Source organism: Acidovorax sp. LjRoot129 (genome assembly GCF_964253765.1).
GTDB lineage: Bacteria > Pseudomonadota > Gammaproteobacteria > Burkholderiales > Burkholderiaceae_C > Acidovorax.
Map to the genome: position 1 here is coordinate 4,918,033 of NZ_CAXUSE020000001.1, position 24,753 is coordinate 4,942,785.

Here is a 24,753-nt window from a genome sequence, read left to right on the forward strand (position 1 = left end):
CCTCAGGGTTTAGCCAAAGCTTCGCGCATCGCGTCAATGACGCCCTTGTAGTCCGGCTTGCCAAAAATCGCGCTGCCGGCCACGAAGGTGTCGGCCCCGGCATCCGCCACGCGGCGGATGTTGTCGGTCTTGATGCCGCCATCCACTTCCAGCCGAATGTCCTTGCCCGTCGCATCGATGCGGCGGCGCACGTCCTCGATCTTGCGCAGGGCCGAGTCGATGAAGCTCTGGCCGCCAAAGCCCGGGTTCACGCTCATGATCAGGATCAGGTCGATGTCGTCGATCACCCAGTCCAGCACGTCCAGCGGCGCCGCGGGGTTGAACACCAGCCCGGCCTTCACGCTCTTGCTGCGGATGGCCTGGATGCTGCGGTGCACATGGCCCGAGGCATCGGGGTGAAAGCTGATGTAGTCGGCGCCCGCATCGGCAAACGCTGCAGCCAGTGCATCCACGGGCTGGATCATCAGGTGCACGTCGATCGGCACGGCCACGCCATCCGCCGTTTTGGCGTGGGGCTTCAGGGCCTGGCAGATCATCGGGCCGAAGGTGAGGTTGGGCACGTAATGGTTGTCCATCACGTCGAAATGGATCCAGTCTGCGCCAGCGGCAATGACGTTGCGCACTTCTTCGCCCAGGCGGGCAAAGTCGGCAGAGAGGATCGAGGGGGCGATTTGGAAGGTGCGGCTCATCCCCCGATTGTCTCAAAGCGCACAACACGGTCGTCAAACACGGATTGCTCGGGGCCGTTACGCGGGAGCAAACCGCTGAGCAAACACCCGCACGGTTACCATTCCGCCATGCCAAAGTACCAGTTTGACGTGGCGGTGCAGCCCGAGTACCTGCCCGAGCAGTCGGCGCCCGACACGGGCGTGTTCAGCTTCGCCTACACCATCACGATCACCAACGCCGGCGATGCGCCGGGCCAGTTGATTTCGCGCCACTGGATCATCAGCGACTCGCGCGGCCACACCGAAGAGGTCAAGGGCCTGGGCGTTGTGGGGCACCAACCCTTGCTCAAACCGGGGGAATCCTTTCAGTACACCAGCGGCTGCCGCCTGCGCACCGCCAGCGGCACCATGCACGGCACGTTCCACTGCGTGGGCGAAGAAGGCGAGCCGTTCAACGCCGCCGTACCGCTCTTTGTGCTCGAAGCCCTGGGTCACGGCCCTGCAGGCGAGCCGCTGACCGGGCGGGTGCTGCATTGAGAAATGGCCCCCACGCTCCCCACTTCGTGTGGTCGCTGCCCCCCAAGGGGGCCGCTTTTCATCTTGGGGCGGCCCGACGATGAAAAATCGCACCCCGACACTCCAACTGACAGATCTGCTGACCGCACTGGACCCTGCGGCCGATCTGGCCCATCGCCACCTGTGGCTCATCCACCTCCTGGACTGGGTTCGCGGCCAAGGCGATTCCGTGCCCGCCGCCGTGGGCAGGGTGCAGCTTTTTCTCGATGCCGTCGAGACGCGGCCAGACGTGCAGCTGCGGCTGCGGGCCTGGTGGGCCACGCTCATCGGCCAGGTGGACGTCACCACCCTGCTGGCCGACTTCGGTTTTGCACCGCGGACGGTGCTGGTCAGCGAGATCGCCGAGCGCCTGCGGACCAAGCTGCTGCCGGGGAGCCCCGAAACCATTGATGCGGCTGAGCTCTTCATGCTGGCGCTGCCCAGCGCGTTCGACGCGCAGTGGCTTGCCGCGCTGGAGGAGGCCCAGCTCGACCGGCTGGTCGCACTGTTGTCGCCTGCCGACCCAGAGGCCCAGAGCGGCCCCTCGCGCTGGCACCGTGCGCTGCTCGACGCGATCACCTATTGCGCAGGCCAGATACTTTCAACGGGCTTTGCGCCAGAGCTGCGCCTGCGCATGAGCGAAGCGGCGCGCGAAGCCCAGCCTTTTCATGTGCTGATCCGCGACGTCGAAAGCCTGCGCGTGGAGGTGTTGCACGCGCTGCGCACCCCCGACCGCCTTAACGAGGCCGCCCAGCGCCTTCGCGAGCGGCTCGAAGCCTGCCGCGCTGCCGCAGCCACGGTGTACACCCATTTCGAAGACAACGGCATCTCGGTCGGACTGGTGTTTCGCCTGCGGCAATTGCGTGAGCGCATCCTGCGCGTGCGCGAGTTGCTCGATTGCCTGCTGTCGCCCAAGCCAGCCCCCACCGCGGCACAACTGCTGGCGCGCCTGGTGATGGTGGGTCAGGAGCGCCGCAGTCTGCGGGCGCTTTTGGCATCCAACTTGTCTTTGCTGGCCGCCAAGGTGGCCGAGCGCAGTGCGGAGACTGGTGAGCACTACATCACCCGCACGCCTGCAGAATATCGGTCGATGGTGCGCAAGGCAGCGGGCGGTGGTGCGCTGATGTCGTTCACCACATTGGCCAAGTTCGGGCTGCACGCGCTCGCGCTGTCGGCTTTTTGGGGTGGCTTCATCGCGGGGATGAACTACGCCATCACTTTCGTATTGATCCAGCTGCTGCACCTCACCGTGGCCACCAAGCAGCCCGCAATGACCGCGCCGGCCATGGCCGCCAAGCTCAAGGAGCTGGGTGCCAGCGATGCCATCGAGTCCTTTGTCGATGAGATCACGCACCTGGTGCGCTCCCAGGTAGCCGCCGTGCTCGGCAACGTGCTGGTGGTGTTCCCTGCCGTGCTGCTGTTGGCTACTGCCATCGCGCAGGCCACGGGCGCGCCGGCCATCAGCCAGCAGCAGGCCCACCACGTGCTCGAATCGCTGCACCTGTTGGGCCCTTCGCTGTTCTTCGCGGCGTTCACTGGCGTGCTGCTGTTCGCGTCGAGCATCATTGCCGGCTGGGCAGAAAATTGGTTCGTGCTCAACCGCCTGGACTCGGCCCTGCACTACAACCCGCGCATCACGCGCTGGCTGGGCGTGGAACGCGCCGCGCGCTGGGCACGCTTCCTGCGCGAAAACCTCTCCGGATTTGCGGCCAACATCTCGCTGGGTTTCATGCTCGGGCTCGTCCCTGCGTTTGCCGGTTTCTTCGGGCTGGGGCTCGATGTACGCCATGTCACGCTCTCCACAGGCCAGGTGGCCGCGGCCACCGCGTCGCTGGGCCTGGGTGTGCTGCATGCGCCCGCCTTCTGGTGGGCTGTGGCTTCGCTGCCGCTTCTGGGTGCACTCAATGTCACGGTCAGTTTTTACCTGGCATTCAGCCTAGCGCTGCGGGCGCAGAGTGTGAGCGGCGTAGACCGTTCACGCATCTATGCGGCACTCCGCGCGCGGTTGCGCCGGGCGCCTTTGAGTTTCTTTGTCCCTGCCCGCGCTACGGGATCCGCTGCAGTCAGTGTGGTTTAAGCTCCGCCTCCGTCCTACATGGGCGAGGTGTTTCCGCCTGTAAATTCGAGCACCGCCAGGTGCACCCCCACGTGCTGGGGATTTGTGCGCCCGCTTCCATCTATTCGACGGCGCTTCACCGTCTGACGCAGAGGTTCCTCGACATGAATGAAATCCTGAGCTTCTGGGCGCAATGGCTGCGCCCCTCGGCCGGGTTGCCCACCGTACAGTGGTCGCTGCTGTTGGCAGTGGCGGCCATGGCGGGCTATCTCACGCAACGCCACACGGGCCTGCCCAAGGTCGTGGGCTATTCGCTGGTGGGCACGGCCGCCGGCCTGGCGGGCTTCAGCGGCGCCGTGTGGCCGCTGCAAGGCATCGGCCTCTTCCTGCTGGAGCTGGGCATTGCCATCGTGCTGTTCGAATGCGGCGGGCGCATTCCGCTGCGCTGGTTCCGCCACAACCCCATGGTGCTGGTGCAAAGCATTGCCGAATCGGTACTGACCTACTTTGCCGTGTACTGGGTCCTGGTGTGGCTCAACCTGCCCACGCAAGTGGCCGGCCCGCTGGCGCTGGTGGCGCTGGCCGCTTCGCCTGCCGTGCTGACCCGCGTGGTGGCCGACACGCGCGCAGCCGGCCCGGTGACGGAACGCGCCATCGTGCTCACCACCCTGTCCACGCTGTACGCGCTCACGCTCGGCAGCGCCAAGGCTGAACTCATCAACCGCCAGAGCCTCACCTTGGTGGAGACCGTGTACCCGGTCGTGGTGGTGCTGGGGGTCTCCATCGTCGTGGCCGCCGCCTTAGCCCTGGTACTGCGCATGGCCCTGCGCTTCATGAGCCCCACCAGCGAAAACACCTCCATGCTGTTCCTGGCCCTGGTGGCGGCCGGCACGGCGGTGGCGGCGCACATGGGCGGCTCGGCGCCGCTGGCGGCGCTGCTGGGCGGCATGCTGCTCAAGCAGCTCAACCCACGGCCCTGGGCCTGGCCCCGCCAGCTGGGCAATGCGTCCTCGCTGCTCACCATGCTGATGTTCGTGCTGGTCTCCACCGTAGCCGCGCAGGCCGACTGGAGCGCGCCGGTCGCTGGCGTGGTGCTGGCCTTGATCGCCGTGCGCCTCGTGGCCAAGGCCACCGGCGTGGCGCTGGGCAACGTGGGCAGCGGCGCGAGCTGGAAGCAGGCCCTGTGGGTGGGCTGCGCCATGACGCCGATGTCCTCCATCGCGCTGCTCATCGCCTCGCAGTTCGTGCTGGCCTCACCCTCCACCGGCCATGTGATCGCCGGCGTGGCACTGCCTGCCATCTTGCTCATGGAAGTGCTGGGCGCCGTGATCGCCACCGTGGCCATCTACCGCGCGGGCGAGAGCTCCAAACCCTGGGCGCCATTGACCGCCCCTGGCCACAACGGAGATACCGCATCGTGAGTCTTGAAGCCTTCAACCATTCCGAACCGCTGACGCTGGGCGTCGAGCTCGAGCTGCAGCTCGTCAACACCAACGATTACGACCTCGCGCCCTATGCCGAGGACATGCTGCGCCTCATGCAAAAGACCCCGCTGCCCGGCAGCGTGGTGCCTGAGATGACGAACAGCATGATCGAGATCTCCACCGGGATCTGCCACAGCACCAGCGAGGTGCTGGGCCAGCTCACACCCATCCGCGATGCGCTGGTCAAAAGCGCCGACAAGCTCAATATCGCCGTGGTGGGCGGCGGCACGCACCCGTTCCAGCAGTGGCACGAGCGGCGCATCTACGACAAGCCCCGCTTTCGCGAGCTGTCGGAGTTGTACGGCTACCTGTCCAAGCAATTCACCATCTTTGGCCAGCACGTGCACATCGGCTGCCCGGACGCCAACGCCGCGCTGCTGATGCTGCACCGCATGTCGCGCTACATCCCGCACTTCATCGCGCTGTCGGCGTCCAGCCCCTACGTGCAGGGGCAGGACACGGCGTTCGACTCGGCGCGCCTGAACTCGGTGTTTGCGTTCCCGCTCTCGGGCCGCGCGCCGCTCGCGCTCACGTGGGAAGACTTCACCACGTACTTCGACAAGATGACGCGCACTGGCGTGGTCAAGAGCATGAAGGACTTCTACTGGGACATCCGCCCCAAGCCCGAGTTCGGCACGATCGAGATCCGCGTGTTCGACACGCCGCTGACCATCGAGCGCGCCGCCGCGCTGGCCGGCTACGTACAGTCGCTCGGCGCCTGGTTCCTGGCCGACCAGCCCTTCATGCCCGAGGAAGACGATTACCTCGTCTACACCTACAACCGCTTCCAGGCCTGCCGCTTCGGCATGGATGCGGTGTATGTCGACCCGGCCACCGGCGACCACATGCCGCTGCGCGAGCACATTCTGCGCACGATGGACAAGATCGCTGGCCATGCGGCGGTGCAAGGTGCGTCCAGCGCCATGCACATGCTGCGCACCGAGGTCGAGGCCGGCCAGAACGATGCTCGCTGGCTGCGCGAGCGCCAGCGCGAAGAGCAACTGCTGGCCGAGGTCAGCCGCCAGGCAGCGCAGCGTTTTCGCGGCGACCGCGGCTAGCGCTTCGTTGCCGTTTCACGCCGGCAGCAGCAGCGCCTGTTGCCGGCGCGCCAGCTGGGTGGTGCCGGCATAGCCCCAGTTCTGTGCCGGCAGCTCCCGCACGATCACATAGCTGGCATTCGCCAGCGCAGCGCCAGGCGCCAGCTGGCGCTGCAGTTCGGCAAACGCCGCGGCGATGAAGGCCGCCTTCTCCCCATCCGTGTTGGTGCCCTCGGTGATGCTGATCTCCAGCAGCGCCGTGGGCAGCGCGACTGGCTCGCCGCCGATGTGCCATTGCGCGGCCGGCAGGTTCTCGATCACCACGGCCGTGACCTCGCGCTTTTTGCCCAGCAGCTCCAACCGTGAGGTCGGTGAGCGCGCGGGCGAGGGTGTGATAACGGTCGGGGTTATGCAGCCGGGTGACTTTGAGGACAAGGGTGGGCATGGATCAGCTCCTGGGTGGGGATGGATGGATTCGATAACGCAGCCCTTTGAAGACACGGCCAAATGCCGCAGCCACGGCCGGGATCGGCACACGCACCCACCAGCGCATGGCAGCGCCGGGAAACTCTTGCAGCGCTTCGCGGCGCAGTTGCACAGCCAGCCGCTCGGCGGTTTGGTGCAGCCGCCGGCGTTCGTCGGGCGTCAGGTCGTTTGGCATTGCGAAGTCCTTTCCGGTCGGTTCTTCAAGGGGTGAAGCGACTGTAGGGACGGCGCGCAATCCCGGAAACGGCGCGCGGGGCAACAGCGTTTTGCACTGGCTGCAAAGCCACGCCAACACGCCCCCTGCCGGGCTGCGTGCCCGGCTGCCCCCGTTACCATTGCCCGATGCGCGACCTCCGCTTTGAAGACATGCACCTGTTCGCCCGCGTGGCCGAGCTGGGCTCGCTGTCGGCAGTGGCGCGCGAACGCAATGTGCCGGTGAGCCAGATCTCACGCACGCTGGCGCGCATCGAGCAGGCCAGCGGCGCACGGCTGGTGCACCGCACCACCCACGGCCTTACCCCGACCGCCGAGGGACTCACCTTTTTGGAATATTGCCGGCGCATCACCGGCACGCTGGAAGAACTGGAAGGCGAGTTCGCCAGCCAGAGCGGCCAGCCCAGCGGCTGGGTGCGCGTAGCGGCCAGCTCGGTGGTGGCCGAGCACCTGCTGATCCCAGCTTCGAGAGCCTGCAGCAGGCGCACCCGCAACTGCGCGTGGAACTGGTGGTGGACGACCGCATGGCTGACATGGTGCAGGGCGGCATCGACATCGCGATCCGCACGGGCGCGCCGCCCACCGACACCGTGGTGGCCCGCCCGCTGGGCACGCTGGCGCGCCGTTTGTACGCCGCGCCCAGCTACCTGCAGGCGCACGGCACACCGCAGCAGCTTGACGACTTGCACCCGCACCACCTCATCACCAACAGCGCCGTGGCCCAGCTCAACCGCTGGCCCTTCGTGGTGGATGGCGAAGCGCGCGTGGTGGTGGCCGAGGGACGCTGGCGCTCGGGCAGCACCGGCATCACCGCCCGCATGGCGCTGCAGGGCCTGGGCATCGCGCGGCTGGCCACGCTGGTGGCCGAGCCGCTGGTGCGCCAGGGGCTGCTCACACCGGTGCTGCCGGAGTGGGTGGACCCACAGCCCCACCCCATCCACGCCATCACACTCACCCGCCGCCACCGGCTGCCCAAGATCCAGGCCTGCATCGACCATTGGGCGCAGTGGTTTGCGCTGCAGGAAGACCGTTCGTGAAGCCTCTTTCTCCTCTCTTCGCCATGTCCTTCGTTGCCAAGTCCCGCCATGGGTGAATTCGATCTGATCGCCCGCTACTTCACCCGCCCTGTGCGCCCCGGCAGCGCCGTGGCCTTGGGCGTGGGCGACGACTGCGCGCTGCTGGCGCCCGCGCCCGGAATGCAGCTGGCCATCTCCAGCGACATGCTGGTGGAGGGCCGCCACTTCTTTGCCGACGTCGACCCCGAAGCGCTGGGTCACAAGGCGCTGGCCGTCAACCTGTCGGACCTGGCCGCCTGCGGCGCACGGCCGCTGGCCTTCACGCTGGCGTTGTCGCTGCCGCGCGTGGACGAACGCTGGCTGGCTGGCTTCTCACGCGGGATGTGGCAACTGGCCGATGCGCACGGCTGCCAGCTGGTGGGCGGCGACACCACGCAGGGCCCGCTCAATATCTGCATCACGGTGTTTGGCGAAGTGCCGCCGGGCCAGGCGCTGCTGCGCAGCGGCGCACGGGCCGGCGACGACATCTATGTGAGCGGCACCCTGGGCGATGCGCGGCTAGCGCTGGAAGCCTTGCTCGGCCACCTCACGCTGCCCGCGGAGGTGCTGGCGCGCACCCGCCAGCGGCTGGAGCGCCCGACGCCCCGCGTCGCCCTGGGCCAGGCCTTGCGCGGCATTGCCAGCAGCGCCATGGACCTGAGCGACGGCCTGCTGGGCGACCTCTCGCACATCCTCAAGGCCTCAGGCGTGGGCGCATGCATCGACACTGCCATTACTAGCAAATTGATAGCAAAAAATGCTTACCAATCAAGCGCTGGAGGCCATTTAGACCTTGAAATCATCCGGCGCTGCACCCTGTCAGGCGGCGACGACTACGAGCTGGCCTTCACCGCCCCGCCCGCCCACCGGGGAGCCGTGGCGGCCGCGGCCGACGCCAGCGGCACGCCGGTCACACGCATCGGCACGGTGCAGGCCGAGCCGGGCCTGCGGCTGGTGGACGGCGCGGGGCAACCCGTGGCCCACCGCTATGCGTCGTTCGACCACTTTCAGTAGAACTCCGGCCGCTACCGCCGGGGCCGGCAACAAAAATATTTCGCAGCGCATGAATCCTTTGGCGAATCCGCGGGCTCTTGGTGGGTGAGGCGCAGTCTGAAGCTGTTCTGACCGCGCTTCATTCCCCTACCACCCCCTTCGATTCCAAGGACCTTTTCATCATGCTGTACCGCAAGAACATCACCCGCCCCGAAGTCCTGCTGCGCGTTGCCGGGGGCGTGGCCCTCATCGCTGCCGGCCTGTGGTGGCAAGGCGCATCACCCCTGGGCCTGGCACTGGCCGCCTCGGGCGTCGGCAGCGTGCTCAGCGGCATGTTTGGCTACTGCCCCGCCTGCGCCATGGTCGGCCGCAAGCCGGTGGAATGACCCATGGGCACCGCTGCCACACGCCCCACACTCGCCCAGCTCCTGCCCGCCGCCCGCGATGGCGACGCGCAGGCCATGGAGCAATTGCTGGCCCTGGCGCGTCCGGACATCCGTCGCTATGCGCTGCGCCACTGCGCGGCCACCACGGCCACCGACGACGTGGTGCAGGAGGCGCTCATCATCGTGTACCGCCGCGTGGGCGCGCTGCGTGAGGTGGCGGCGTTTGGCGGCTGGGTGGTGCGCATCGTGCAGCGGCTGTGCATGCGCCCGGTGCTGGGCTGGCTCAAAAGCGAGCCCCTGGCGCAGGTTGAAGACAACCTCGCCTGGTCACACAAGCCCGACCACGAGTTGCGCCACGACCTGGCCCTGGCCATTGACTCGCTGCCGCCGATCTACCGCGACGCGCTGTTGATGCGCGACTTCGAGGAGCTCACCATCGAGGAAATGAGCGAGCGCCTGGGCACCACGCGCGAAGCCGCCAAAAGCCGCCTGCACCGGGCGCGCAGCCTGGTGCGCGAATACCTGGTGCGCTGAGCCCCGCGGCGGCACATCGCTGCGCAGATGGGCGGCCCCAGGCCTGCAGCGCCGCGCTGGCCCCGTCTTGGCTACCGGATGCCATGCGCCCCGTAGCCTCGCTCATTGCGCAATGATGGTCAGCAGCTCCTCCCGCGTGGTCGGGTCGGCCATGTACTTGTTGTAGAGCGGCGCCATGCGCCGCACAAAGGGCGAGACGTCCTTCACACGCACGAACTGCGAGCCCTGTTTGGCGGTGGTCTCCAGCGCCTGGGCCACGCGTTTGTTCCACAGCTCGCGCATCAGCAGCGCGGACTGCGCCCCGGCGTCGGCAAATGCCTTGCGGTCTGCGGCCGAGAGCTTGGCCCACAGCGCGGTGGACACCACCAGCGCCTCGGGCGAGATCACGTGGTTGGTCACATACACGTGCTTGGCCAGCCTGTGGTGGCCGGTGGATTCGTACGACGGCATGTTGTTCTCGGCGCAGTCGATGGCGCCTTTTTCGAAGCCGCCCATGACCTCCTTGAAGGGCATTGCCACCGGCTTGGCATCGAGCAGCTTGATCATCTCCATGAAGACCTCGGACTGCTGCACGCGGATGGACGCTCCCGCCAGGTCGCGAATATTCGTCAACGTGCGGTTTGTGCAATAGAACGAACGCCCGCCGCCGTCATACCAGCCCAGCACCACAAAACCGGCCGACTGCAGGTTGGCCGCAAAACGCTGTCCCAGAGCACCATCCAGGTGGCGGAACATGTGGGCCGAGTCGGTGAACAGGAACGGCAGGTTGAGCACCTTGATGCCCGGCACCGCATCGGACAGCGGGCCCGAGCTGAACTCTGCAATGTCGATCTCGCCGCTCTTGAGCATCTGCACCGCCTTGGGTTGGTCGCCCAGGGTTGCGTTGGAAAACACCTCGATCTGGTAGCGCCTCTGCGTGGCCTTGCCCACCTGCTGCGCGAAGCTTTTCATGGCCTCGGTGACGGGGTACCCGTCGGGGTGGATGTTCCATGCGCGCAGCTTGGTCTGCCCCCACGCCGTACCCGCGCACAGCAATGCTGCCGCCACCCAACATCCCGCCTTCAATCCCTTGAGCATGTCTGTCCCCTCGATCCTGTTGTTGTGAGTGAAATTGTTAACGTCATCATCGGACGTCATACAAATAATCACAAATTTTTCGATGCCACAAGAGATCCATCGGCACGCTTTGCTGCGCCCCAAAAAGTCGCGGACAAAAACTTCATTGACTCCATGAAATCAAGATCTCATGCGGCTTTCAAGCCTTTTTTCTTCCGCAGCCGGCCCCTCTCGCGCCCGATTTTGCAGGGGCGAGGGGTTGTCACCGATTGGGGTTAACGCCAATCATGGGATGAAAACAGGCGCCCAAAATCCGCGCCAAGTTGTACGACGTCATCTGTCATTGCGGCGCACAACCCGGCCCCGGCCGCCTGCAGGGCAGCAGGCGCGCTCGCCTCGGCCCCTTTCCAGAACTGCCATCCAACGAGGAGACATTCCATGCTGACCATGAAGCGCAGAGACTTCACCCTGAGTGCCCTGGCCCCCCTGCTGCTGAGCGCCTGCGGCGGCGGCAGCGACGACCCTGCCCCCACCTTCCCGCCCGGCCCCAAGGCCGACGCGGCGGATGCCCTGAAGCGGGCCACGCACTACATGGACGACACCGTGTCCTACCAGGGCGGCTACGTGTGGTCGTATTCGCCCGACCTCAAGCAGACCTTCGGCGAGATGGAGGCCTACCGCACCATGTGCTGGATCCAGCCGCCGGGCACGCCGTCGGTGGGCCATGTGTACCTGGACGCCTACCACGCCACCGGCGACGAGCGCCACTGGCGCGCGGCCGAGCGCACCGCCACGGCCATCATGGCGGCGCAGCACCCCTCGGGCGGTTGGAACTACATCCACGACTTTGCGGGCGAGGCGTCGCTGAAAAAGTGGTACGACACCATCGGCAAAAACGGCTGGCGGCTGGAGGAGTTTCAGCACTACTACGGCAACGCCACGTTCGACGACGCAGGCACGGCCGTGGCTTCGCAGTTCTTGCTGCGCATGTACTTGGAGCGGCGCGAGGCGCGCTACCTGCCTGCGGTGCAAAAGGCCATCGACTTTGTGGTCAACGCGCAGTTCGGGCCCGAATACGGCATCGCCAGCGGCGGCTGGCCGCAGCGGTTTCCGCACTTTCCGGGCGCCATCAGCAGCATGCCGCGGCCCAACCCCGAACAGCTGCCTGCCGGCGCGCGCGCAGGCATGGAAGACGGCGACTACACACTGCACGTGACCTTCAACGACGACGTGATGGGCGAGAACATCAAGTTCCTCACGCTGTGTGTGATGGCGCTGGGCGAAACGCGGCTGTTGCCCAACATCAGCCGCGCGATGGAATGCATGCGCCTGATGCAACAGCCCGGCCCACAGGCCGGCTGGGGCCTGCAGCACCTGTCGCGCGACAAGGACGGCCGCCCCGCAGGCTCGCCCGCGGGCGCCCGCAGCTACGAGCCCCGGTCGCTGGCCACGCACACTACGCAGACCAACATCCGCCAGATGTTCAACTACTTCCAGCTCACGGGCGACCGCAAGTACCTGGCGCGCATCCCGGAGGCGATTGCCTGGCTCAAGAGCTGCCCTCTGCCGGCCGATGCCGCCACCGTCAACCCGCTGCTGGGCGGCGGCCGCACCCACCCGACCTTTGTCGAGCTGGGCACCAACGATGGCCTGTATGTGCACCGCTATGGCTCCAACATCCACAACGGCGCGTATTACTTCGACAAGGACTACACCAACACCGTAAGCCACTACTCGGCCGGCCGCCCGATCGACATCGCGGGGCTGGAGGCGATGTACAACAAGCTCAATGGCATGACCGACGCCGCGGTGGCCGAGCTGGCCGCGCGCTCGCCGCTCAAGGTGGCGGGGGGCGGCCGGGCGCTGCCCAAGTACTTCTCGATCCGCGAGGTGGACTTTCCGGACCTGTTCACCGGCGCGGTGATGGCCACGCCCGCCGTGCCCGAATCCGAGGTGAGCACGCTGCTGACCGAGCTGGGCACACGCAACTACTGGACGTCGCCCGTGCCCGAGATCGTCAACCCCTACCAGGGCGACGGCCCCACCACGCCCTACACCGGCACGGCCTACCGCAGCAAACACGTGGGCGATGTGTACGACACCTCGCCCTACCCCGCCGACAACCCGCCAGAGATCGCGCCGTATGTGAAGAAGGACAAGCCCCAGTTCATCGTCACGGCGGAGTGGATTCGTCGCATGGGGCGGTTGATTGCATTTGTGGCGCCGGTGGCGTGATGGCGGCGCCGACTGGCTTCAGTCGGCGCATGCTATATATTTAATAGCGCATAGCGCTTATGGAATAAGCGCTGGCGGCCATTTTCATTCAATTTTCCGTTGGAGAACCACTGCGCTGGCGCGCAGTGGCCGCCCTCGCGCTCCCTCAGCCCGTTAGGCTGATCCGTTCGAAGCCACGGAGCACCCACGCCGCCTCTGAGCAAACTCTGCCGCAGTAAGGCCAAGGTTTGCCCGCAGGTGCCCACGGGTTCCACTCGCACATGCCCTCACCACCGTTCGGGCTGAGCCTGTCGAAGCCAGGGCATGCACCACACGCCACGCCGACCCACCCCGCCACCGCATCTAAGAACGTGTTCACGATCTCCCAGGGGTCGCGCAGCGGTCTTGGCGGGATGGGATGCTAGGCGCGGTGCGCAGTGGATAGCTTGGGCTATCCACAAGCGCCGCAACGCCGCAGACCGCCCGCCCAGACCGCTGCCCGAAGGGTTGGAGCGAAATCGGGCCGATGAACTTGAGTGTTTGGCGCCCCGGCTGCTTGCATGGGTATGAGCCCATGCGGCGCATCCGAAGCATCCACGTCCATCACGATGGCGCTCCAACGCGACCCCCGGGAGATCGTGAACGCGTTCTAAGCGCGCACAAACTGCGCCAGCGGCCGGCGCGGCGTGGCCGGCACCTCGCCCTGCACGTAGCCGATGCGGCAGAACATCTGCACCGTCGCATCGCCCGGCGCGCGCGGCGCGGGGCGGCCCAGCACCAGCTGGTGCACACGCTCGTAATGCGGTGCGATCTCGGCAAACTCCTGCAGCGCCTGGCTCATGGGGTGCACGCCCAGGCCCAGCGCGGTGGCTTGCAGCTGTAATCGCACGTAGGCGCGGCCGGCTTCGACCTGGTCGGCGCGCGTGTTGCCGCCGGTGATCCATACGAAACCCATGGCCGTGCGGCTGTGGCCTTCAAAGCGGCCCATGGCGCTTTTGTAGGCTGCGCTGCCTTCGGCTGGCGGGGCAGAACGGTCGAACATGCCCAGCGCCGCCACGGCCCGCACGAAGGGCGAGTTGAGCGTGATGCCGTCGCGGTGATGCAGGATTTCGGACGGGCCGACCCGCGTGAGGTGGATGCTCTCCATCATCGTGCGCGGCGTGAGCAGCTCGACCTGCGCGGACTCCCAGCACAACGCGCGCAGCGGCGGCAGGCGCGCCGCATCGACCGTGCCGCCGGCCTGCAGCGCCGCACCGGCCCGCTGGCTGGCCAGCAGCGCCGCCAGCACATCGGGCGCCACGGGGCGCGTGGTGTCGAAGTCGCTTTTGGGCGTATGGCGCTGCAGCACCTGCGCGAACAGCGCATCGGGCTGGCCTGCAGGCTTCAGGGTGATGCGCGCCACGGGCCGGTCGTCCCAGTCCGCCAGTGCCGCAGGCAGCGGGCCCTGGGGCCACAGCAACACCTCGCTGCCCACGCCTTGCTGGGCGAGGGCCAGCACCAGCAGCTCCAGAAAGGCGCCGTGGCCGATCAGGATCTGCCGGCCCAGCGGGTCGGTGTGGGGCAGCACCCGCTCGCGGTCGGTGCGCAGGGTGATCACGCCCTCTTCACGCAGGTCCACCACCCAGGGCTGCAGGTTGTGCGGGTTGGGCGCGGTGATGGCGTAGGCCACAGCGCGGCGGCGCACTTCGGTCTCGCCGACGGGGCCCTTCCAGGCCTCGACCGCTTCTGCTGGGTAGTGTGGGCCGACCACGCCACACGCGGTCAGCGTGCCGGCCGTGGCCGCGACGACGGTGCCGCCGCCAGCCAGGCGGATGAAGTTGCGACGGTTCAGCATGGCAGTTCCTTCTGGCCCTGTGGGCCGGTGTGGGTCAAAGAATCGAAACGGATGGGAGTCGTGTTGGCAGGCGCGCGCGCCCCCGCGCCCACCCGTGGTGGGCGCCGCTGCGGCAATACGCGCTGTTTGCCCCGCGTCAGGCCAGTGCAGCGCGCGGCACGGGCTGGCGAACCAGGCCCAGGTCGGCCAGCGCCTGGCGCACGGTTTGATCGAACGGCGTGTGCGGCTCTTCGCCGATGAGCGCGCGCAGCCGCGTGTTGTCCAGCCGGTGGGGCGTGCGCCACAGGTAGCGCATGTCGGCCAGCGCCGCCAGGGTGGGCATCGCCAGGCCGACCACGCGCAACAGGGGCCAGTTCATGCGCGTGACGCGCAGCGCGCCGGCATGCCCATCGGCATCGGGCAACCAGCCGCACTCCGTCGCGATGGCGGTAAAGCTGTGCAGCCACTGCTGGCCCGTGACGGTGTGCCCGGCAAAGTGCAGGCAATCGAACGCAGCCAGGCGATGGCGCTCCTGCGCAACCCGCACAAAGCTGCGAGCCAGGTCGGGCAGGTAGGCCCAGGGCGTGGCGGCATCCAGCGGCCCAGGCCAGGTCACCCGGCCGCGGGGCAGGTCCTTGGCAATGGCTTGGTCGAGCCAGCTGCCGGTGCCGCTGCCATAGAAGTCGCCCGCGCGCAGCACGATGGCCCGCAGGCTGCCGTCGTGCGTGGCGGCCGCCAGGCGCTGCTCCAGCTCGGTGCGCAAGCGGCCTTTGAAACCGGTGGCAGTTTGCGGCGTGTCTTCGCGCAGCACGGGCGGCATGCCCTCGCCAAAGTTGTAGACGCTGCCAGGCAGCATGAGCGTGGCGCCCAGCGCGCGGGTGATGGCGATGGCTGCTTCGAGCAGGGCCGGCGCCTCGCTGCGCCAGGCCTTGTGGGTGTACACCGGGTTGAGCGCATGCACCACCACCTGCGCGCCCTGCGCTTGCGCTGCCAGCGTTGCCGTGTCGTGCACTGCCACGGGCATCCACCACACCCCGGCGATGGCGGGCAGCGCCTGGCGGTCTGCCCCCGGCCGCACCTGGGCCAGCACCTGCCAGCCGCCCTGGGCAAAAGCGCGGGCGGCAGCCAGGCCCAGGCGACCCCGCGCGCCAAGGATCAGCACGGTGGGCGCGTTGTTGCCGTGATTAGCGGCTGCGGTCATGGCGGGGGGGTTGGTCATCGAAAGGCTCCACAAAGCGAGGGAATGGGGTGATTGTGGAAACGCAGCTGCAACTACACAATTGCCTAACTTCTCATACCAGCAATTCATTTTTGAATAGCAAGACCCGCTAGAACTGGAGCACGCTACCCGCATGAAACAGACCTTTGACTGGAGCCTGGTGCAGTCCTTCCTGGCAGCGCTGGACCAAGGCAGCCTGCTGGGTGCGGCCCGTGTGCTGAGCGCGAGCCAGCCCACCATCGGCCGCCACATTGCCGAGCTGGAGGCGCAACTGGGCGTGGTGCTGTTCGAGCGCACGGGCCGCGGGCTGCTGCCCACCGCCACCGCGCTGCAGCTGGCCGAATCGGCCCGCGCCATGGAGGCCGGCGCGCACCAACTGGCGCGCAGCGTGTCGGGCGCCGAAGGCGGCGTGAGCGGCACCGTGCGCATCACCGCCAGCCAGCCCGTGGCCTGCGTGCTGCTGCCGCCGGTGCTTGCGCGCATGCGCCAGGCGCTGCCCGAGGTGCAGGTGGAGCTGGTGTCAAGCAACGAGGTGACCAACCTGCTGCGCCGCGAAGCCGACATCGCCCTGCGCATGGTCCGCCCCGACCAGGCCAGCCTGGTGGCCAAGCGCATCGGCGCGGTGACGCTGGGCGCCTACGCCCACCGCGATTACCTGCGCAAGAGGGGCACGCCCCGCCAGCCGCCCGACCTGCTGCAACACGAACTGGTGGGCAACGACCGGCACGAAGACATCCTGCAAGGCTTTGCGACCATGGGCTACCCCGTGGAGCGCGCGCACTTCGCGTTTCGCACCGACGACCTCATGGCCTACTGGGAGGCCGTGCGCGCGGGCCTGGGCGTCGGCTTTGTCGCCCACTACGTGGCCGCCACCGACCCCGACGTGGTCGCCGTGCTGCCCATGCTGCCGCTGCCCGAGCTGCCGATCTGGCTCACCGTGCACCGCGAGATTCGCACCAGCCACAAGATTCGTGCGGTGTACGACTTTTTGGCGCGGGAAGTGCCTGCGGGGCTTGTCCGCAAGTAGGTGGTCTCGACCCGTTGAGGTCGCAGAAACGCTTGAGATGATAGAAAGTTGCGGATGGCAGAGTTCGGCCAGAAGCAGTCGTCCGTAGTCACCCTTTCTTCATAAAAATTCTGCCCCCAGAATTCTGCGTGGCCTCGATTCCGGCCGCGTAAGCAACGATTCAGCACGACCGCGGGCTGATAACCTAACCTTCACTGGGCTTGACGGGGTGTCACCGTGAGACGCGCTTCGCGGGAGAGCACGCTTCCCGCTGCATTGGTGACTCTGACAGTGAATACAGTGCCAGAAGAGGACACCGGCATCCCAGTCCAGACTATGGTGTCCTGAATGCCTCCATAGATAGCTGTGTTATTTCGCATCCATTGGAAAGTCACCCCGGCGGTCTCGTTTACCGCGACGGTAAACCGTGCAGACTCACCCTCGACTATGGAGACATCGGAAGGCTGCAGGGTGATGACAGGAAGTGCCGGGCCCGCAGTGCTTTCATCGTCTCCGCCGCCGCATGCGCTTACCAAAAACGCGACGAGCAACCCAGTACCCAGGCACCTCCGGTTGATTTTTCTCATGAACGCGTCCTCGTGGTTGCTCAAAAAATGTGAAGCGGTCGGCCTGTCGTCTTCAGGCCTCTTCAAAAGCCGGAGCTAGTCAGTAGGCAATTGCAGGGAAGTATCGTCCAGTACAACACTTCCCTGCTTTGCTCCTACTCCAGCCCGAGTTGCCTCGCGGAGCACCGGTCTGGCAGCATAAAGACGGATCCTCCTCCCTGGCAGACACCTGCTAGGTCGTCAGGAGAGCCAAAAGGAAGCCCCTCGGAATTCAAATAGTGGATTCGACCACTTAGCATACCGAACTCGTCAACCTGTAGGTTTTCAATGCGGTATCGGGGCGCACTGAACTCAAAATTGCACTCACGTTTTCCAGCCGAGTTGAACCCTGTGCCAACTTGGACCAAGTCACCGCTAAAGGTGCAAACCTTGTTTGTTTGATTTGTAAACACGTGCTCAATCGTCAGCGCGTCGGCAGTCGCCTTCATAGCCATGTAGCCCGGCGTTATCGTTGCCAGTGAACCAAATGTGACGACTGAAAAGCTTCGGTCGAGTCGCTGGTGAAAATCTTCGAACCGAAAGCGAACTAGCTTTTGAGGTTGCTCGCCAGGTAGTGAAACGACCCCATCCGTTGCAGATTCAAACGTCACGGAAATCGGACCAACGACTCCTGCCGTTTCCCCATCACGAACTGGCCCGGCCAAAGCGCGTCCATTCTTGAATTCCACGAGATCGCCAGTGAAGCTTTTGCCGCCCTGAAGCTGTCCGCTGGCTTGCATGAAAGTGGCAGTGCCATCTGGCCGATAGCCGAAGTAGGTGAGGATCAAGGTTTTGCCACCTTGGCTATCTACTTGGATTCCCCGCCCGGGTTTACCGTTGAGCTCTGCACCGATTGCCCACATACCCGACTCAGGAAGAACCGCTATGGACGGAAGAGAAAGCGAGCCGGCAACAATGCCAGCCAGCACGTTCTTGACTAATGACATGGTGCTCCTTAAACATGGACGAGTACGAATGTACGACTTTCGCTAGCCGTTCAAAACTCGCATACATCTCTATTGAGAAACTTTCCATCGTCCAAGCTGGCCGTATGACGACATGCGACGTGGCGCCGCGATTGACGTTGCGCACCTCGCCCGGCAACCGGTTAGTGTTCCAAGGACGGCAAGCCATGGCCAGCTAAGATGGCAACGATTGCCGGCGTCAGTTATGGGCCCGCTAGCGCCCTTCAACGGGGGGCAGAATTCGTCCAGAGGCCGCTGGGGGCGGCAAGTGAGAGCTAGTACCCAACGCACGAAGAAGCGCGAGCGGATCCGCTTAACGGAGCCGTTAGGCGGCCGGCGGAAAATGCTCAATTGGCTGTGAAGTCGCCAATCAGAAACCCAGTGAAAGTGGCTTTGCCGGAAACGAGGACTTCCTGATCCGTCATGAGCGGGGGGCCGACGTAGTGATCAGCGAGGCAGACAGTTGCCTTAACGGACAGGAGGCTTAGGGTTGTACGCTGGTTGCACCCCTTCCGAACGCTGAACTGTTCAACCGAAATAACTCTAGCGACGAGAGGAGCTTGCGGCATGCCGAACGCCCAGGTGCCTGCTGCAAGCCAGCCACGAGGCGCAACAACTATGGCTCCTGCAGTGATGGCAATCATGAGAGGGTGAACGAACAGCCAGCGCACCCAAGGAGTAGGAGAACGTCGTTGCGATTCGGCGGTGTAGCTCGGTCGGGTGAGTAACAGAGCTGCACAGGCAGGGAGGAGTAAAAGAAAGGCCACGAGGGCCGCTTGCGTGTACTGAGCACCGTAGAAAAAAACGAAGCTGCCCCCTATAACAAGGTCAAGGACGGCACCTATCGAAACGAAAACTAATGCAGCGAGGACCGCCGCGCGAGTTAGCGGGCCGGTGGTCGGCTTCGAGAGTGGCATTGGTACGTTGGTGAATGCTGATATGGAGCGCAGAGGCCTTGAGAGCCTCCAAACGGAATGCAGACCTAGAAACCCGCAGTAAAAATTAGAACGGGCAGGCCACTGACTCCTCCTAAGGCCGCCGGCGGCCTGAGTTCTATACGGGGTGCAGTAAACGGCCGAGTATAAAAACTCGCCGAAAGCTGGCATGTATCACTCCACAACTATAGCTTCTAAGGTAAAGCCCAGAATCCCCAACAGCGTCTTTCGGACTGGGGCAAGCGGGGTCGCTATAAATGGCTGCTTGGGGACAAGGAGCCTAGTGTCGCCTTTGGGCCCATAGCGGCCGTACGTGTTTCTCAAAAGCAGTCACCCCTGCGACGCTCAACTACACCATCGCCCCGCCGTCAAGCAACGTTGCACGCATTGAAATGAACTCGCGCGGCTGTTTGGCTTGGAGAGCTTCGCGCAGGCGTTCAATGCCCTCACCATCCAATCTCAGTCCGGCCGTGTGACCCCGCGGTATCACCACAAGCGGCTTGCGGAAGAACTTGTTTTCGACTTCGCGCACCGTTAGACGCACGCTCGCAACTGCTCCTAGCTCGACCGAAACGAAGTCTGGTGGAGTTCCATCTACCCGGGCCAATACAAGTTCGGTGAACAACGTGTCGAGGGGCACATCGATGTAGCCGTTTTCCCTACAACAAGTCCATCATCAAGGATGCTATCGACAAGGAAATCCGCGACTGTCATTTGTTTGACCTATGGAAAGAGGGAAGGGGTCGCACTGCTGCTTCTGGCCGGATGCGGTCATGGCACCAACCGCCACAACACGCCTACACCCTCTGTCATTTCGAGATCCGCCCATGAAGGGCTGCCAGCTTGCAGGCTTACAAACCAGACCAGAAAAGAGCGCTATCGCTCCCGTGGCTGAGGATTCCCACGCACGACGAAGTGCCTTGAGAAACCCACCGGTCGGCTCACCCCCGTAGGCTCGGACCACAGCGGAACGCGAAAGCCGGGCTGCGGCAGCACCTGCACGCTCCAATCGGTATCGCCGATGAAACGAAAGCGGAGCGTGTCCGGCTCGGACGATGGCAGCAACGAAAACGAACCGGTGGAGTACATGGCACCGAGCGTCGCGGAGTCGATGCACTGCAGGTCGGGGTCGAGCAGGTGGATGTGCAAGAACTCTTCGGACGGGACGTCGTCGGTGGTCAGCAGCAGGGTAAAGCTTTGCCACTGGGCCGCCGCCTCCAACACCGCACCTTCCACATGGCGGCCCGTAGCTTGCCCATTGCGCAGGATGTGACAGCTTGCAGGTTCGTCGTCGGGGCGGCCAGCCAGGCGCTCGACCGACAGCTCTTGGGGTGTGAGCAGATGCATGGACACCACGCCCTTACCAGAAGTAGTCCACGCCGAAGGCCGCCAGCGCCCCGCCAACAAAAGCCCCTACGGTGACGCACACGGGAGCTCCAGGGCCGCAGGCCAGTCCGGCTACGGCACCACCAACGATGCCGCCGCCAATGCCGGCACCCGTGACGGCAACCTCACGGCGCGCGGCGCCGGCCTTGTCTTCTGCCTTGGCGATCGAATACACCGAAATGGCAATCGACAACACCAGCAAGCCGCGCCCTGCCCGCGAAAGATTGCGCATGGTGGCAGTCACTCGGGGGTTCGACGTCCCGGCCGATTTCACGATCTCGGCATACACCGTGTTTTGCTGGGCGGTGGAGAGTCGGCCGAAATCCGCACTCGGGCCGTGCAGCTGCTGCGTCTTGCGCGCGATCAGTTCGTTGAGCGTCTTGCCTTCGCGTTTGAGCCGCTCGGCCATCGCGCGGCCCACGGGCGTGCTGCGGCCACGGATGACTTCCATGATGGCGTTGCGGGCTTCTTGCGCTTGCTGGGCGGCTTGCGCCCAGGTCATGCGCCCACTGCTCACCTGCCCCCGCAGCTCATTGGCCATCGCCTGAATCTGCATCGAATACGCTTGGCGCGCAGTCGCGTCGATGGTGAGGTGCGTACCGGCGTTGGCGATCTCGAACTCCAGCGCCCGGATTGCGGAATCAAAGGCGGTCTTGTCGTTGTCCTGCACTCGGTGGCCCCCCCTCATGTTTTGGATGGATAGATGTGCGGCGCGGCTGCTGCGGTGCCCGTGCCTCAAAGGGCGTGCGCATACAAGCGAGCCCCCGAGGGTTTTAAACCGAGTGGGGGAACATGCCCCTAGGGCACTCCCCCAAAATCGTTACAAGAAGTGGCTGAGATGGCATGAGCGCGCCAGCAGCACCACCACCATCGGTCCCCGCCGCCTCTCGGCAACCTGATCAACCGGCCTGCTAGCATCCGGCTCCCTATCTGCCCTGTCCTGAGGACCCTGCGATGCACAGCCCCACCGCCTTGCGCGCACGCGCTCTTGTCCACCGCGCATTGTTTCTGACCTGCCTTGTCAGCGCGACAGGGGCCCAGGCGCAGGACGCCCCACGCCCCGCTGCCAGCGACACCTCACGCATCGCCCGTGTCACCGTCTACCCCGGCAGCGCCACCGTGGAGCGCGTTGCGCGGGTTCCGGCCGGAGCGCGCAGCCTGGTCATCGGCTGCCTGCCTGCGTCGCTCGATGCGCAAAGCCTGCAGATCAGCGCCGACCCTGCAGTGCGCGTGGGCGAGTTCAATGTGCTCACCGAAGACCGCGATGTGGCCACGGCCTGCGCGAGCCCGCTGGACGGCCGCATCCGCGAGCTGGAGGACCACATCGCCGGCGTGAAGGCCGAGGCATCCGCCCTGCAACTGGTGGACGGCTACCTGCGCGGCGTGGCCGGTGTCGGCAGCCGCGGCGCGGCGGGCGACGACTCTGCCACGCACGGCCGGGTGGCGAGCCCCACACCGCCACAGATCACCGCGACGGCCGATGTGCTGCGCAAGTCGGGGCAGGACGCCTTTGCCCGTGCGCACCAGCTCAAGCGCAAGCAAGAGGCGCTGGAGCTCACGCTCAAGCCGCTGGTAACCGAGCGCGACCGCGTGGCCAGCCAGCGTGCGCGCGTGGTCACCGTGAGCATCAACCTGGCGGCAGAGCGCGACGCCGAACTGCGCCTGTCCTACCAGGTGCGCGGCCCGGGCTGGCAGCCCACCTACCGCGCCACCCTGGATGGCGCCAAGTCCACCGTGCTGCTGGAGCGCCAGGCGCTGGTGGCGCAAAACAGCGGCGAGGACTGGGCGGGCGTGCAGCTCACGCTGTCGACCGGCCAACCCGGCCGCGCCACACAGGGCCGCCTGCCGCGCGCCTGGACGCTGGATGTGGCGCCGCCACCGCAGCCCATGGGCACCGTGGCCCCGGCCATGGCAATGGTGGCAGCAGCGCCACCGGCGCCGTCGCCCATGGCGCGCGCCAAGTCGGCCGAAGAAGCGATGCCGACCTTTGACGTGAGTTCCATCGACAAAGGCTTTGCCACCGAGTTTGCTGTGCCGCAGCGCATCACCGTGCCGTCGAGCGGTCAGCGTGTGACGCTGGCATTGGGCAACCACACGGCCCCGGCCACGCTGGTCACGCGCACCGCACCGGCCGTGGAAGAGGTCGCCTACCTGGTGGCCCACATCGCACAGCCAAGCGGCGTGTGGCCCGCAGGTTCCGTGGGCCTGTACCGCGACGGCGCGTTTGTCGGCACCGGGCGCATCGACTTCGCCGCGGCCAGCGCGGGCGCACCGGCCGGCAGCACCAGCCTGTCGTTCGGGCGCGATGAATTGGTCACGGTGCGGGCCGAGGCTGTGCAGGACCTGACCGGCAGCACGGGCTTTACCGGCGCGCGCACCGAGCGCAAAACACGCCGCGCCTACAGCGTGGACAACCGCCACAAGACCGGCATCACGTTGCAGGTGCTGCACGCAGCGCCCGTCTCGCGCAACGAGAAGATCGAGGTCGAGTCGCGCTACCAGCCCCAGCCCGCCGACCTGGCATGGGACCGCACGCCCGGCACCGTGGCCTGGCAGCAGAGCCTGGCGGCCGGCGCCACCGCGCAGTTCAGCGCAGAGCACACGATCCGCTACCCCAAAGACATCCAGCTGCAAGAGCAGAAATGAAGCACCGCCTGAGGCGCGTCGCGCCTTCGCCCCTCTCTCGCTGCGCGGGAGGGGGACGCACCCGGTGGCCTGGCAAAGCCAGTTCCACGGGTGCACTGGTCGTGTGCGCGCCCGTTTCAAATGCTGTGTGTGACACAACGTGCTGCCAGCCTCCGATATGACCCCCATCCCTCCTTCGCCCTCCCCATCAGCCCCTCAGCGCCCCACCGTGGCGTTCATGTTTTCGCATCCGGCCCACTTCATTGCATTGGGGTTTGGTGCGGGGCTGTCGCGCATAGCGCCGGGCACCGTGGGCACGCTGTGGGCGTGGCTCGCCTACCTGGTGCTGCAGCACTGGCTGTCGGCCGCGGCCATTGGCTTATTGATCGTGGTCAGCACGCTGGTCGGCTGGTGGGCCTGCACCCTCACCGCCCGCAACATGGGCGTGGCCGACCCGGGCAGCATCGTGTGGGATGAGGTGGTGGCATTCTGGCTGGTGCTGTGGCTGGCCATGCCCATGGGCTGGTGGGGGCAGTTCATCGCGTTTGCACTGTTCCGCTTCTTCGACGCGGCCAAGCCCGGCCCCGTGGGCTGGGCAGATGGCCTGTTCAAAGGCTTTGGCTGGCGCGGTGGCTGGGGTATCTTGTGGGACGACTTTGTGGCAGCCTTCTGCACCTTGCTGGCCATTGCACTGTGGAGGTTCGTATGACCGTCACTTCGCTATCAAAAGATGAGCTATTAGCGCTTGATACACCAGCGCTAGAGGCCAATTTGACCCAAATTTCGCTGCGTTTGCTGCAGCGCGGCCACCGGCTGGCCACCGCGGAGAGCTGCACGGGCGGCATGATCTCTGCGGCCTGCACCGACCTGGCGGGCTCCAGCCAGTGGTTCGAGTGCGGCTACGTCACGTATTCCAACGCGGCCAAGGACAAGATGCTGGGCGTGCCCCCCGTACTCATCGAGCAGCACGGCGCCGTGAGCGAGGCCGTGGCCCGCGCCATGGCCGACGGCGCGCTGCTGCGATCCCAAGCGCATGTCAGCCTGGCCGTCACAGGCGTGGCCGGCCCCGCGGGCGGCAGCGACGAAAAGCCTGTGGGCACCGTGTGGTTCGCGTGGTGTGTTAACGGCGAAACCCACGCTGAGATGCAGCACTTCAGCGGCGACCGCGCCACCATCCGCGCGGCCACGGTGCGCTACTCGCTGCAGCGGCTGCTGGGCTGGCTGCTGGTCTGATGCGTGCGCGGGTTGCCCGCTGCGTCGCTTTCTTGTTCTCTCTTCCCCCACCCTGCCGCCCCGCGCAGGCCGGCCCGGCCCATTGACCCGGCACGCCGTGCAATCGTTCACACATCGCCGCGCACCGTGCGCAGCGTGCTTACTAAAACACGCCCAGCGTTCCTAGAATCCGCCGCTTTGGCGCTCCAAACAGCGTGCCCGCCCTTTTTTACAAGGCGGCCCCGCGTTG

Annotated in this window: 25 protein-coding genes and 1 pseudogene; 15 read left to right on the forward strand and 11 right to left on the reverse strand. The window is 65.9% G+C overall.

From position 1 onward, the window contains the following. Positions 1-2 precede the first annotated feature (2 nt). A complete protein-coding gene (gene rpe / locus ACSQ3Q_RS22505) occupies positions 3-689 on the reverse strand; it encodes a ribulose-phosphate 3-epimerase (protein ID WP_436136532.1) in 687 nt (228 codons plus the stop codon). A 108-nt stretch (positions 690-797) separates the two neighbouring features. Between rpe and apaG the strand changes: the two genes are divergently transcribed. The 4 genes from apaG to ACSQ3Q_RS22525 all read left to right on the forward strand — a co-directional run bounded on the left by apaG (position 798) and on the right by ACSQ3Q_RS22525 (position 5,821). Then, positions 798-1,205 carry a Co2+/Mg2+ efflux protein ApaG gene (gene apaG, locus ACSQ3Q_RS22510; RefSeq protein WP_436136533.1) on the forward strand — a complete coding sequence of 136 codons (408 nt, stop codon included), beginning with the start codon at positions 798-800 and terminating at the stop codon, positions 1,203-1,205. 79 nt (positions 1,206-1,284) lie between these two features. Continuing rightward, the gene (locus ACSQ3Q_RS22515; protein WP_436136534.1) at positions 1,285-3,300 is read left to right on the forward strand and encodes a site-specific recombinase; all 2,016 of its coding nucleotides are present in this window, start codon (positions 1,285-1,287) and stop codon (positions 3,298-3,300) included. A gap of 143 nt (positions 3,301-3,443) precedes the next feature. Beyond that, a complete protein-coding gene (locus tag ACSQ3Q_RS22520; RefSeq protein ID WP_436136535.1) occupies positions 3,444-4,700 on the forward strand; it encodes a cation:proton antiporter in 1,257 nt (418 codons plus the stop codon). Continuing rightward, on the forward strand, positions 4,697-5,821 hold the full coding sequence (locus ACSQ3Q_RS22525; RefSeq protein ID WP_436136536.1) for a YbdK family carboxylate-amine ligase: 1,125 nt from the start codon (positions 4,697-4,699) through the stop codon (positions 5,819-5,821). The genes ACSQ3Q_RS22520 and ACSQ3Q_RS22525 overlap by 4 nt, the downstream gene beginning before the upstream one ends. 15 nt (positions 5,822-5,836) lie before the next feature. On the opposite strand, the gene ACSQ3Q_RS22530 is transcribed toward ACSQ3Q_RS22525, so the two are convergent. After that, positions 5,837-6,160, reverse strand: a complete 324-nt coding sequence (locus ACSQ3Q_RS22530; protein WP_436136537.1) for a tautomerase family protein — start codon at positions 6,158-6,160, stop codon at positions 5,837-5,839. An 88-nt stretch (positions 6,161-6,248) separates the two neighbouring features. Further along, positions 6,249-6,461, reverse strand: coding sequence for a hypothetical protein (locus ACSQ3Q_RS22535; protein ID WP_436136538.1), 213 nt, complete (start codon positions 6,459-6,461; stop codon positions 6,249-6,251). Between the two features lie 191 nt (positions 6,462-6,652). Here ACSQ3Q_RS22535 and ACSQ3Q_RS22540 point away from each other — a divergent pair. From ACSQ3Q_RS22540 to ACSQ3Q_RS22560, 5 genes and pseudogenes are all read left to right on the forward strand, one after another. Beyond that, a pseudogene (locus ACSQ3Q_RS22540) lies at positions 6,653-6,760 on the forward strand (LysR family transcriptional regulator); the annotation flags it as partial. A 239-nt stretch (positions 6,761-6,999) separates the two neighbouring features. Beyond that, entirely contained in the window at positions 7,000-7,536 is a 537-nt protein-coding gene (locus ACSQ3Q_RS22545; RefSeq protein WP_436136539.1) for a substrate binding domain-containing protein, read from the forward strand. A gap of 48 nt (positions 7,537-7,584) precedes the next feature. Further along, positions 7,585-8,568: a thiamine-phosphate kinase gene (gene thiL / locus ACSQ3Q_RS22550; RefSeq protein WP_436136540.1), complete on the forward strand. Its 984-nt coding sequence runs from the start codon at positions 7,585-7,587 to the stop codon at positions 8,566-8,568. A 161-nt stretch (positions 8,569-8,729) separates the two neighbouring features. Beyond that, positions 8,730-8,933: a YgaP family membrane protein gene (locus ACSQ3Q_RS22555; RefSeq protein WP_436136541.1), complete on the forward strand. Its 204-nt coding sequence runs from the start codon at positions 8,730-8,732 to the stop codon at positions 8,931-8,933. 3 nt (positions 8,934-8,936) lie between these two features. Continuing rightward, complete coding sequence (locus tag ACSQ3Q_RS22560; protein ID WP_436136542.1) at positions 8,937-9,467, forward strand: RNA polymerase sigma factor; 531 nt, start codon at positions 8,937-8,939, stop codon at positions 9,465-9,467. Between the two features lie 102 nt (positions 9,468-9,569). On the opposite strand, the gene ACSQ3Q_RS22565 is transcribed toward ACSQ3Q_RS22560, so the two are convergent. Then, complete coding sequence (locus ACSQ3Q_RS22565) at positions 9,570-10,544, reverse strand: TRAP transporter substrate-binding protein (RefSeq protein WP_436136543.1); 975 nt, start codon at positions 10,542-10,544, stop codon at positions 9,570-9,572. Positions 10,545-10,568: 24 nt separating this feature from the next. On the opposite strand from ACSQ3Q_RS22565, the gene ACSQ3Q_RS22570 reads away from it, so the two are divergent. Continuing rightward, positions 10,569-10,802 (forward strand): hypothetical protein, encoded by a 234-nt coding sequence (locus ACSQ3Q_RS22570; RefSeq protein ID WP_436136544.1) that lies wholly within the window; start codon positions 10,569-10,571, stop codon positions 10,800-10,802. Positions 10,803-10,961: 159 nt separating this feature from the next. Next, positions 10,962-12,758 (forward strand): pectate lyase, encoded by a 1,797-nt coding sequence (locus ACSQ3Q_RS22575; RefSeq protein WP_436136545.1) that lies wholly within the window; start codon positions 10,962-10,964, stop codon positions 12,756-12,758. Between the two features lie 628 nt (positions 12,759-13,386). Here the strand turns inward: ACSQ3Q_RS22575 and ACSQ3Q_RS22580 are convergent. Both ACSQ3Q_RS22580 and ACSQ3Q_RS22585 read right to left on the reverse strand, forming a co-directional pair. After that, positions 13,387-14,571 (reverse strand): Acg family FMN-binding oxidoreductase, encoded by a 1,185-nt coding sequence (locus tag ACSQ3Q_RS22580; RefSeq protein WP_436136546.1) that lies wholly within the window; start codon positions 14,569-14,571, stop codon positions 13,387-13,389. Positions 14,572-14,707: 136 nt separating this feature from the next. Continuing rightward, positions 14,708-15,769: an NAD-dependent epimerase/dehydratase family protein gene (locus ACSQ3Q_RS22585; RefSeq protein ID WP_436136547.1), complete on the reverse strand. Its 1,062-nt coding sequence runs from the start codon at positions 15,767-15,769 to the stop codon at positions 14,708-14,710. Positions 15,770-15,902: 133 nt separating this feature from the next. Between ACSQ3Q_RS22585 and ACSQ3Q_RS22590 the strand changes: the two genes are divergently transcribed. Next, positions 15,903-16,796 carry a LysR family transcriptional regulator gene (locus ACSQ3Q_RS22590; protein WP_436136548.1) on the forward strand — a complete coding sequence of 298 codons (894 nt, stop codon included), beginning with the start codon at positions 15,903-15,905 and terminating at the stop codon, positions 16,794-16,796. A gap of 191 nt (positions 16,797-16,987) precedes the next feature. Here the strand turns inward: ACSQ3Q_RS22590 and ACSQ3Q_RS22595 are convergent, their stop codons facing one another. From ACSQ3Q_RS22595 to ACSQ3Q_RS22615, 5 genes are all read right to left on the reverse strand, one after another. Then, positions 16,988-17,362 carry an immunoglobulin domain-containing protein gene (locus tag ACSQ3Q_RS22595; RefSeq protein ID WP_436136549.1) on the reverse strand — a complete coding sequence of 125 codons (375 nt, stop codon included), beginning with the start codon at positions 17,360-17,362 and terminating at the stop codon, positions 16,988-16,990. Positions 17,363-17,496: 134 nt separating this feature from the next. Then, positions 17,497-18,327 carry a hypothetical protein gene (locus tag ACSQ3Q_RS22600; protein ID WP_436136550.1) on the reverse strand — a complete coding sequence of 277 codons (831 nt, stop codon included), beginning with the start codon at positions 18,325-18,327 and terminating at the stop codon, positions 17,497-17,499. A 1,302-nt stretch (positions 18,328-19,629) separates the two neighbouring features. Continuing rightward, positions 19,630-19,920 (reverse strand): hypothetical protein, encoded by a 291-nt coding sequence (locus ACSQ3Q_RS22605; RefSeq protein WP_436136551.1) that lies wholly within the window; start codon positions 19,918-19,920, stop codon positions 19,630-19,632. A 236-nt stretch (positions 19,921-20,156) separates the two neighbouring features. After that, positions 20,157-20,627: a hypothetical protein gene (locus tag ACSQ3Q_RS22610; RefSeq protein WP_436136552.1), complete on the reverse strand. Its 471-nt coding sequence runs from the start codon at positions 20,625-20,627 to the stop codon at positions 20,157-20,159. Positions 20,628-20,640: 13 nt separating this feature from the next. Continuing rightward, the gene (locus ACSQ3Q_RS22615; RefSeq protein WP_436136553.1) at positions 20,641-21,354 is read right to left on the reverse strand and encodes a hypothetical protein; all 714 of its coding nucleotides are present in this window, start codon (positions 21,352-21,354) and stop codon (positions 20,641-20,643) included. A gap of 266 nt (positions 21,355-21,620) precedes the next feature. On the opposite strand from ACSQ3Q_RS22615, the gene ACSQ3Q_RS22620 reads away from it, so the two are divergent. The 3 genes from ACSQ3Q_RS22620 (at position 21,621) to ACSQ3Q_RS22630 (ending at position 24,524) form a co-directional block, all read left to right on the forward strand. Continuing rightward, complete coding sequence (locus ACSQ3Q_RS22620) at positions 21,621-23,312, forward strand: DUF4139 domain-containing protein (RefSeq protein WP_436136554.1); 1,692 nt, start codon at positions 21,621-21,623, stop codon at positions 23,310-23,312. 157 nt (positions 23,313-23,469) lie between these two features. After that, entirely contained in the window at positions 23,470-24,000 is a 531-nt protein-coding gene (locus ACSQ3Q_RS22625; RefSeq protein ID WP_436136555.1) for a phosphatidylglycerophosphatase A family protein, read from the forward strand. Then, positions 23,997-24,524 carry a CinA family protein gene (locus tag ACSQ3Q_RS22630; RefSeq protein WP_436136556.1) on the forward strand — a complete coding sequence of 176 codons (528 nt, stop codon included), beginning with the start codon at positions 23,997-23,999 and terminating at the stop codon, positions 24,522-24,524. The genes ACSQ3Q_RS22625 and ACSQ3Q_RS22630 overlap by 4 nt, the downstream gene beginning before the upstream one ends. The last annotated feature ends 229 nt before the right edge of the window (positions 24,525-24,753 follow it).